This is a genomic window from Marinococcus sp. LNHM5E3-2.1, assembly GCF_056034365.1.
In genome coordinates, this window is sequence record NZ_JBQLIB010000021.1 from 23,872 (window position 1) to 32,506 (window position 8,635).

At 41.5% G+C, this 8,635-nt stretch carries 9 protein-coding genes and 1 pseudogene; 4 read left to right on the forward strand and 6 right to left on the reverse strand.

Annotated elements, in window-relative coordinates; translation table 11 throughout:
- Window positions 1–68 precede the first annotated feature (68 nt).
- The 6 genes and pseudogenes from ACTRXH_RS15385 to ACTRXH_RS15410 form a co-directional block, all read right to left on the reverse strand.
- Complete coding sequence (locus ACTRXH_RS15385) at window positions 69–353, reverse strand: DUF5839 family protein (RefSeq protein WP_474282885.1); 285 nt, start codon at window positions 351–353, stop codon at window positions 69–71.
- 936 nt (window positions 354–1,289) lie between these two features.
- The gene (locus ACTRXH_RS15390; protein ID WP_474263983.1) at window positions 1,290–1,730 is read right to left on the reverse strand and encodes a hypothetical protein; all 441 of its coding nucleotides are present in this window, start codon (window positions 1,728–1,730) and stop codon (window positions 1,290–1,292) included.
- A 761-nt stretch (window positions 1,731–2,491) separates the two neighbouring features.
- Window positions 2,492–2,842, reverse strand: coding sequence for a hypothetical protein (locus ACTRXH_RS15395; protein WP_474263981.1), 351 nt, complete (start codon window positions 2,840–2,842; stop codon window positions 2,492–2,494).
- A 25-nt stretch (window positions 2,843–2,867) separates the two neighbouring features.
- Window positions 2,868–3,713 carry a replication initiator protein A gene (locus ACTRXH_RS15400; protein WP_474263979.1) on the reverse strand — a complete coding sequence of 282 codons (846 nt, stop codon included), beginning with the start codon at window positions 3,711–3,713 and terminating at the stop codon, window positions 2,868–2,870.
- A 259-nt stretch (window positions 3,714–3,972) separates the two neighbouring features.
- Window positions 3,973–4,557: a hypothetical protein gene (locus tag ACTRXH_RS15405; protein WP_474263977.1), complete on the reverse strand. Its 585-nt coding sequence runs from the start codon at window positions 4,555–4,557 to the stop codon at window positions 3,973–3,975.
- A gap of 353 nt (window positions 4,558–4,910) precedes the next feature.
- A pseudogene (locus ACTRXH_RS15410) lies at window positions 4,911–5,159 on the reverse strand (inorganic diphosphatase); the annotation flags it as partial.
- Between the two features lie 211 nt (window positions 5,160–5,370).
- Here ACTRXH_RS15410 and ACTRXH_RS15415 point away from each other — a divergent pair.
- From ACTRXH_RS15415 to ACTRXH_RS15430, 4 genes are all read left to right on the forward strand, one after another.
- Complete coding sequence (locus tag ACTRXH_RS15415) at window positions 5,371–6,351, forward strand: phosphate ABC transporter substrate-binding protein PstS family protein (protein WP_474263975.1); 981 nt, start codon at window positions 5,371–5,373, stop codon at window positions 6,349–6,351.
- Between the two features lie 83 nt (window positions 6,352–6,434).
- Window positions 6,435–7,373 (forward strand): phosphate ABC transporter permease subunit PstC, encoded by a 939-nt coding sequence (gene pstC / locus ACTRXH_RS15420; RefSeq protein WP_474263974.1) that lies wholly within the window; start codon window positions 6,435–6,437, stop codon window positions 7,371–7,373.
- Window positions 7,374–8,252, forward strand: coding sequence for a phosphate ABC transporter permease PstA (gene pstA, locus ACTRXH_RS15425; protein WP_474263972.1), 879 nt, complete (start codon window positions 7,374–7,376; stop codon window positions 8,250–8,252).
- Window positions 8,253–8,273: 21 nt separating this feature from the next.
- Window positions 8,274–8,635 (forward strand): phosphate ABC transporter ATP-binding protein (locus ACTRXH_RS15430; RefSeq protein ID WP_474282887.1); only part of this gene is annotated, 362 nt, incomplete at its 3' end.

The window sequence follows — 8,635 nt, forward strand, 5'->3', positions numbered from 1 at the left end:
TCTTACCCTATATGATAGGGTTATTCAATATGTACAGATGCTAGATGAATAACACCATGGATGGATCGTTATGCTTCTTGGGCGGGGGAAGCAGGCGCTCGTTCGACCACGCTCACGACTTTCTTATACATTTTTCCGGTCTCTTCAAATTCTTCGCGAAAGACATTCATCACGAGCACCGTTCGTCGTCCATGATTGGTATTCACAAGGACGATATCTCCCTGCTGAATCGGATCTTCGCGCAAGCGTTTGGGAATGTTCCAGGTGTATAACTGGTTCGTGTTTAACACCAGCGAGCCGTTTTCTTCCCGACGGATAATATGAAAGGCAGCAATCGTATTGTTTGTTTTCATGTGTCTCTCTTCCCTTCAATAAATGATCAATAAAAGGTAACTATATGTTCAATCGTTGGTCCTCATCCAGTCGATGATGGAACGATTTCCTGTTTCGTTGTTGGCTTTTGCTGTGTATGATGCTGCTTCATTGGCTTACGATGACATCCATGTTTTGTTACTCGATTGAGTTCCAATCATGAACAAGCTTGGTTCATGTTGAGATTGATGTTGGTTTCAAGTTGGACCACGTTTCGAGCATTCCAAGAGCTCGATCGGGAACACGGTATAAGCTCTGATGGTTGGCAGGAATGGGGCGTTTTTTGACCAGGGGTTGGTCAACAATTGATCGTTGGCCGGTTATCCAAGCATTAAAACCTGTACTCAAAACTGTCACACACCCCCGGTTTTGTACTCAATTTTGTCACAGCGCTGTCTCACACGTGTCACAAAACGCCTTTTTGATGTCCCCATGAAAAATCCGGCACTGCCGGATACCCCAGCTCGTCTGGGGTCACTTTTCCCTTATGCTCTTCCAAATTTTTAATCGTTACAGGGGATGTGTTCCAAAAGGAGCTCATAGCATGACAGGTAGGGTGTTTGATTTTTGCTGTTTCCCTGTCCGGTTTTCGTTGAGATAACGAATAAGAACATCGACCAAAAGAAGTTCGCACGAACCCATCGTTCGTCGAACAACATTGAGTATACAATACATACGTCATTTGGTTATTGTTTCATCAATCATCAACCTCGGCTTTATAAAAAACAGCAAGCACGCTTTCCGTAAAACCAAGGATCGTTTGATTTGTCATGCTATGTCATGTCTAGCCATTCCGTGCTTCTTGATGAAGCATGTGTTCAATCTTTTGCCTACTCTTCTTTGAACAACCATCCGGCAATTGGATTGCTTTGTAGGGCATGCTTTGTCCCTGCCTATCCGATTTATCTAGATGACTCCTACCACTTCGAGCGTTTGTTTTTCGCATCATCTTTGCGCTGTTTTTGGTGCGCAATCCGATCATTCACTTCTTCTTTCGCCGTCTGGTATGGTTTCGAGGTGAACTCACTGCTTGGCATGATGTCACGAATACCGCTGTTCACCATGAAACCGTTCAGCAGTTCCAAAAGAACTTGCGAATGGTAGTCCGTATTGTTCACACCGTGTTGTAACCGTTGAAAGTGGTTCTGCATTTCCTCGTCCACTTTTTGATGCATGTGGTTAGCGATTCTCATCGTCGTATCGTGGAGTCGTTGGTGCATTTCGCGTTGACGCTTGTGTTCTAACAAAATTTCTTCGATCGTTTTCGATAGCGTTTTATGGTTTCGCTGCTCTTGTAACTGCTGCACGTATTCGGCTGCTTCAGGCGACAAACGGAGACGGGATTGAATGCTTGGCATACGGAAACCTCCTCTAATAATGGTGAATGATTCGTTGCTTGTTCTTGGACGTCTAGGGGCTTCGAACGAAGATGCCTTCGACCTAAATCATTGAATGGTTATTGGTTTATGTACTGCTCTTTTCCTGTTCCATGATACCTTCCTATCCGAACACTCCCCCTGCAAGATCAAAAAAATAGAAAAGAGCATAAGGGAAAAATGATATCACGCTGTGCTATCCCCGGCAGTGCCGGGTTTTATGGGTGATATCTTGAAAATGGCGCTGTGTGACACATTTGAGACAGGGCTGTGACAGGATTGAGTACAAAACCGGGGGTCTGTGACACTTTTGAGTACAGGTTTTGAGGCTTTTATTGCAGGTCATGGATCCAAATAAAGCCAATACCTGGTTCCATGATGCCTAATATCCAAGCGCCAATGGTCTTTTTCATGATGACTTGATCATGGAGCGATCGCACACGATGATGTGTCTGTTGATGGCTGATTTTGGTTCTGTCTTAGCAGATCGATGGACCCTTAGCTGAGTCATCTATCGTTAAGGTCGTGGAGAAATGGTTGCAGCAATCATCGATGGTTGATCGATCAACCAGATGCTTCTTTTCTTTTTCGATAGTCGGATCCATCCCGCACATCTTGAAAGGCTCTGAGAAGCCACAGAAACGTTTGGCTGTTCTTTCTTTTCCCTCAATCCTAATAACAGATGAAATGATGCTCATGGGATCGCTGTGTTTGCTCTAGGGGGTGTTCATGATCAACGAGGCTTACGTTGCTTCGTTTCCAAAAGCTTTCCAGAGTTTTGGGATCTTGTTCGCTTTATGCGACGAGAAAACGTAATGGGTAAAGGGCTGTTTGGTTTCCGGATCCTTATACGTATTGATCTCATAAGTTTCCGTAGAAGCAGTGACCACGACTTCGGCGGCCCACTGCGCTAGTTTTTTCCCTTTGGATCGGCGATCACTTACCGTAATTCCCGGAACGTCTCCCTGATTTACAATCAAGTACTGCGTCATGCTATCGGAAGCCGATTCCACCTTCACGGTGAAACCGATCGTCGTTAATTCTTTTTCCAACTGTTTCACACTTCGATTGATTTTGGAGATGGTTCCTGCCATCGAATTCCCCCCTCTTCTGGGTTTATCAGTTATCCTGCAGCCAGTTATAGTTCAGCGGATGATTAGCTGGTAAATGCGGATAAGGCTGGTCAATCATATCTCGCTTTAAATGGTGCTTGTGTAACGTATTCTCCAAACAACGACGGTAATAGGCTCGTAAATGACGCACGTGATTATTGTTCGATTCGACTTCTTGACGAACTCGTTGAATGACAGCAAGAGATAACCCTTTCTGATGAAATTCCCGTTCTATTTGGTCGACTTCTTCTTGTTCTTTTGAAGAGAAATTATTAGAAGAATATATATTGTTAACCTGTTTATTCTTGTTAACAAGAACTTCTTCAGTATCGTTTGATTCAGTATTGCTAGATTCAGTATCGTTAGAGTCTCGTTTTGAAACTTCCGGATATTTCATTTTGAAACTTCCGGATATTTCATTTTGAAACTTCCCTACTGGCTCAAGAGATTTAGTTTCTTCTTCAGGTTGTGAATCCATGTCGTCCATTTCATAGACATCTTCTTTACTGATTTCTGGCCATTTTAAATATATACGATTTGCTTTATTTTGACCCATTCGTTTGGTATGTAATAAATCTAATTCTTTTAATTGTTTTTGTACGCGCTGCCATTTTGAAACCGAAACTCCCAAGCGTTTACAAATTTCTTCTTGGGTGAAAATAAAATAGATATCACCATTATCATCAAACCATCCGTTTTTTTTGCTTAAAGTCCAACGATCTCTTAAGATTGCCCAGGCCATTTTTGCATCATTAGACATGTCTCGGTATTGGCCTTCACCAGTCAAAAATACTTTAGGTACTTGAACATGTTTCAATTTATACTCTTCAAAAATATTTACAAATCTAGACATAAAAAAACTCCCAACAATTAATTTTTGTTTGAGAGTTTCTCCTGCTTATAAATACATTATCCAAAAAATGTTATGTATAAATAGATGAACGTTTCCCTTGCATAGATAAGAGAATATGATACACTATTTACAAATCATATCTTTTCTGTTGGATTAGCAGGAAAAACTCTGAAACAGTCAGGTTGCCGCCTGGCTGTTTCGTCTGTATTAAGTACATTTTAGCGGAATGCCTAAAAATTAGCAAACCAAGTTTAAAGTTTTAATATCCAAATAGACGACTCCAGAATCCTTTTTTCTTTTCTCCAGTATCTTCCTCTAAAGAAGTTGAATTTTGCTCTTCTTTCTCTTCCTCTTTCTGTTGTATCTCTTCTTCTAATTTTTCTTTTAACAATTTTTGCTCTTTTTGCTCATCTACATAATTTTTCAGATGTTCAATAGTTTCTTGTTGCTTTGTCATAAACTGTCTTTGTTCATGGATGACCTCATTTTGTTCTTTAAGCAAAGTTTTTATGTCATCCATCTTGTCGTTTAAACTCTGCATATAGTTCACAGGATCATTTATACTTAAATCATTTCTATGATTATTATAATCGCTTCCGTTTATGATAATTATAGAACGCTGCACTGCATCTTGGAGCTTTAATCCTTGTTCGTCTCTTAGCTCAATCATTTTTTTGAAAAGCTCAACGTCTTGTCTATTGAATACAATATAACTCTGCTTATTTCTATCAAATTTATGGCCATTCTCTTCGAATAAACCATAATATTTTCTGGCAGCTGATTCAGTTATATTTAATTCTTCTGCAAGATGCTTCAGTCTATATTCAACTTCCATAATAATCATAGACCCCCATTTTTATAATAATCATATAAGAACATTTTATGTTCATGTCTTAATAGTATCACTGTATGATAATTATAAAAACCAATTTTTAATAACTTGTTTGTATGATAATCATAAAAATGTTTTTTGACGTTAATTATGATTATCATAGAAGCTTTAACTTCCGATAAGGGCCGATATGTAAACACAGACATTTTCATAAAAGAACTAATTAAAATCATAGAGCATATAACCTGGTCATAGAATTAAAATAACCCCGAATCGTGGAGACGAAAGAACACATGTATACGATTTGGGGTTTCTACGCGATCCAGCCTTTTTCTAGTGGTTAATGTACCTTGTTTGAATATCTCTCAATAATTTAAGCGCGGAATGCTTTTTTCCCCTTCAAGAATAGTTACTTTCTTCTTTTTTAAATCCTTATAATGCTGAAAGAAGTGACTGAGTTCTTTCAATGTTTGCTCAGGGAGCTCATTAAGCTCTCGTGTTCCGCTGAAAAACGGATCTCCATCAGCGATTCCAATCAATTTTTCCTCTGGCCCGTGTTCGTCTTCCATTAAAAAAACTCCTAGGATCCTAGATGGGATCACGCATGCAGGAAACGTTGGAAAGGAAAGTGCACGAACTTTCGGAAGGAGAAGTTTCTGTTATTTTCAAGAATATTGAAATAAACATATAAAACGTTAACCTCTGTTTATAAATTTACACAATCTTTACATTCAGTTCATAGTAGGTTAATGCTTTCCCTTTACTATTGGTAGTGGTTCAGCAATAGGAATATATACATACTAATCGCTTAGGGGGAAAACAGGAATGAAAAAATGGTTTGGAGCATCCATGTTTGCAGCTTCCGCATTAACATTGGCGGCATGTGGTCAAGGGGATGGCACAGAATCACCGGAAGAAACAGGACAAGACGATGGTGGTCAGGAAGAAGCTAGCGGCGAAGCGGAAGACATTGCGATTGATGGTTCTTCGACCGTATTCCCAATCATGGAAGCTGTATCTGAAGAATATGCAGCTCAAGAAGGTGGAGGAAATGCTCCTGTCGGTGTTTCTGGAACGGGCGGCGGTTTTGAAAAATTTATCAATGGTGAAACAGATATCCAAAATGCGTCCCGGCCGGTCTCCGAAGAAGAAGAGCAACAGCTCGAAGAAAACGGCATTGAGTACACGGAATTTGAAATTGCCTATGATGGCCTAAGCGTGGTCGTAAATGAACAAAATGATTTTGTCGATTACTTAACGACAGATGAACTAGAATCTATTTTTCTAGAGGATAGTGACGTAGAGACATGGTCCGACGTTCGCGAAGAATGGCCGGATGAAGAAATTGAATTGTACAGTCCGGGAACCGATTCTGGTACGTATGATTATTTTGATGAAGTGATTTTAGATGAACAGGCGATTGACCGGGATGCTTCCTTATCGGAAGACGATAATACTCTCGTACAGGGCGTACAGGGCTCACAGAACGCTATTGGATACTTTGGCTACGCGTACTACGAGGAAAATCAGGATTCGTTAAAAGTAGTTCCTATTGAAAATAGTGAAGGTGACCAGGTAGAACCTTCGCATGAGACAGTCCAAAGCAATGAATATGAGCCGTTATCTCGCCCGCTCTATGTATATGTGAATAACGAATCGATTCAGGAAAACGAATCCGTCCATGAATACATGCAGTTTGCACTTGAAAATGCTGGTAACTTGGTGGAAGAGGTAGGATATGTGGCACTGCCGGAAGAAGATTACCAGGAGCAAGTTGATGAATTAAATAATATTGCTGAAGAGTAGCATTCAACAATCAAGCACCTTGATTAGTTGCGAGAGTGGGGGAAAGGCTCCCACTCTCTTCGCTTTGTAAAGGAGGAAGCACCATGAATAAGTCATCGGAATCCGTTTCAGCGGAGATTCGAAAAAATAAACAAAAAGGGGGATCCTGGGGACAGGTCATAGAAAAACTTGTGCCTTTTATCTTTCTTGTATGTGCCATTGTATCCATTATCACGACTATTGGCATTGTACTGACCCTGTTATTTGAAACGATTACGTTTTTTAATCGTGTGCCTTTTAGCGATTTTATTACTGGAACGGAATGGTATCCATTTGTGGCTGATAACGCCTCCTACGGCATCCTCCCGTTAATTAGTGGAACATTGCTAATTGCTCTGATTGCCATGATTGTAGCGATTCCAGTGGGACTGGCAAGCGCTATATTTCTAAGTGAATATGCGGGTGATCGTACCCGGCGCATCATTAAACCGATTCTAGAAGTATTGGCTGGGATCCCAACAATTGTGTATGGATACTTCGCGCTGACATTTGTCACCCCGTTGCTTCAAAATATTATCGATTTGCCCTTATTTAACGCTTTGAGCCCGGGTATCGTGGTAGGTATCATGATCGTTCCGATGATTGCGTCGTTATCCGAAGACGCCATGAGTGCCGTTCCGAATGCGATGCGCGAAGGGGCCCTCGCGATGGGAGCGACCAAATTTGAAGTAGCGGTAAAAATTGTCCTTCCTGCAGCACTATCCGGCATTATTGCTTCCTTTGTCCTTGCCTTGTCCCGTGCGATTGGTGAAACCATGATTGTGACCGTCGCAGGCGGGGCGACACCGAAATTGACTGCGGACCCGACCGAATCGATTCAGACAATGACGGCGTATATTGTTCAAGTCAGTTTGGGAGACGCTTCGTTCGGTTCTACGATTTACTACAGTATTTATGCTGTCGGGATGACGCTGTTTGTCTTTACGTTAATCATGAACCTCCTGTCACAATATATTTCGAGAAGGTTCAGGGAGGAATATTAAATGGCTTTGTATCATGAAAACGAAATTCATCAAAAAACGAAATCTCGTCTTATTGTGAATAAGATCTTTTTTGGACTTTTTATCGCCGCGATCACATTTTCGTTACTAGTGTTGGTCGTGTTATTTGCCCGGGTATTTTTCCAAGGATGGTCGTATTTGAGCTGGGATTTCCTCACCAATTTCGCCTCTCGTTTCCCGGAAGAATCCGGTATTTATGCCGCAATCACGGGAACCATATGGCTGATGGCCGTGACAGCTCCTGTCTCTATTATTCTAGGCGTAGGCACCGCCATTTACCTGGAACAATATGCATATAAAAATAAATTTACGGACCTTATTAAAATCAATATTTCCAACCTAGCCGGTGTGCCTTCCATTGTGTTTGGCTTATTGGGCCTCACCGTTTTCGTGCGTCTGATGGAAATGGGCCGAAGTGTACTGGCCGGGGGTTTAACCATGAGTTTATTAATTCTCCCGATTATCGTGGTTGCTTCCCAAGAAGCACTTCGCTCGGTACCTAATGAGGCCCAGGAAGCTTCGTACGCGTTAGGTGCTTCCAAATGGCAAACTGTAAGACGTATTCTCCTCCCAGCAGCCATTCCAGGAATGCTGACAGGTTCTATTTTAGCTTTGTCCCGGGCGATTGGCGAGACCGCTCCCTTGATTATGATTGGCGCGCTGACGTTTATCTCGTTCGCACCGGATAGTATCTGGTCTGGGTTTACTGTTATGCCGATTCAAATTTTCAACTGGACAAGCCGTCCGCAGGAGGAATTCCAAAATGTGGCTGCAGCCGGTATCATTGTTTTGCTCGTGATGCTTGTCATCATGAACTTAACGGCCGTGTTAATTCGGAATAAATTATCGAAGCGTTATTAACCGATCAAGGAGAGGATCTGAATGCAAGCACAACAAGCAAATCAACAAGATATTGTCATGTCAGCTGATCAATTTAACCTGTGGTATGGAGAAACGCAAGCTTTATATAATATTAATATGGATGTCCGTCAAAACGACGTGACAGCGATTATCGGACCTTCCGGTTGCGGAAAGTCAACCTTTATTAAATCGTTAAATCGAATGGTAGAAATGGTGCCGAGTGTCACAATGGCCGGAAGCATTAATTACCGCGGAAACAACATTTTTGATCCGAAATACAAAGTCGAAGACCTCCGTACTGAAGTGGGTATGGTATTTCAAAAACCCAATCCATTTCCAAAGTCGATTTATGAAAATGTGGCATACGGAGCACGAATTCACGG

Bases quoted from the DNA above. Each gene is read 5' to 3' on its own strand.
- ACTRXH_RS15415 (WP_474263975.1), top strand. From the start codon at position 5,371: ATGAAAAAATGGTTTGGAGCATCCATGTTTGCAGCTTCCGCATTAACA.
- ACTRXH_RS15405 (WP_474263977.1), bottom strand. From the start codon at position 4,557: ATGATTATTATGGAAGTTGAATATAGACTGAAGCATCTTGCAGAAGAA.
- pstA (WP_474263972.1), top strand. From the start codon at position 7,374: ATGGCTTTGTATCATGAAAACGAAATTCATCAAAAAACGAAATCTCGT.
- pstC (WP_474263974.1), top strand. From the start codon at position 6,435: ATGAATAAGTCATCGGAATCCGTTTCAGCGGAGATTCGAAAAAATAAA.
- ACTRXH_RS15385 (WP_474282885.1), bottom strand. From the start codon at position 353: ATGAAAACAAACAATACGATTGCTGCCTTTCATATTATCCGTCGGGAA.
- ACTRXH_RS15390 (WP_474263983.1), bottom strand. From the start codon at position 1,730: ATGCCAAGCATTCAATCCCGTCTCCGTTTGTCGCCTGAAGCAGCCGAA.
- ACTRXH_RS15395 (WP_474263981.1), bottom strand. From the start codon at position 2,842: ATGGCAGGAACCATCTCCAAAATCAATCGAAGTGTGAAACAGTTGGAA.
- ACTRXH_RS15400 (WP_474263979.1), bottom strand. From the start codon at position 3,713: ATGTCTAGATTTGTAAATATTTTTGAAGAGTATAAATTGAAACATGTT.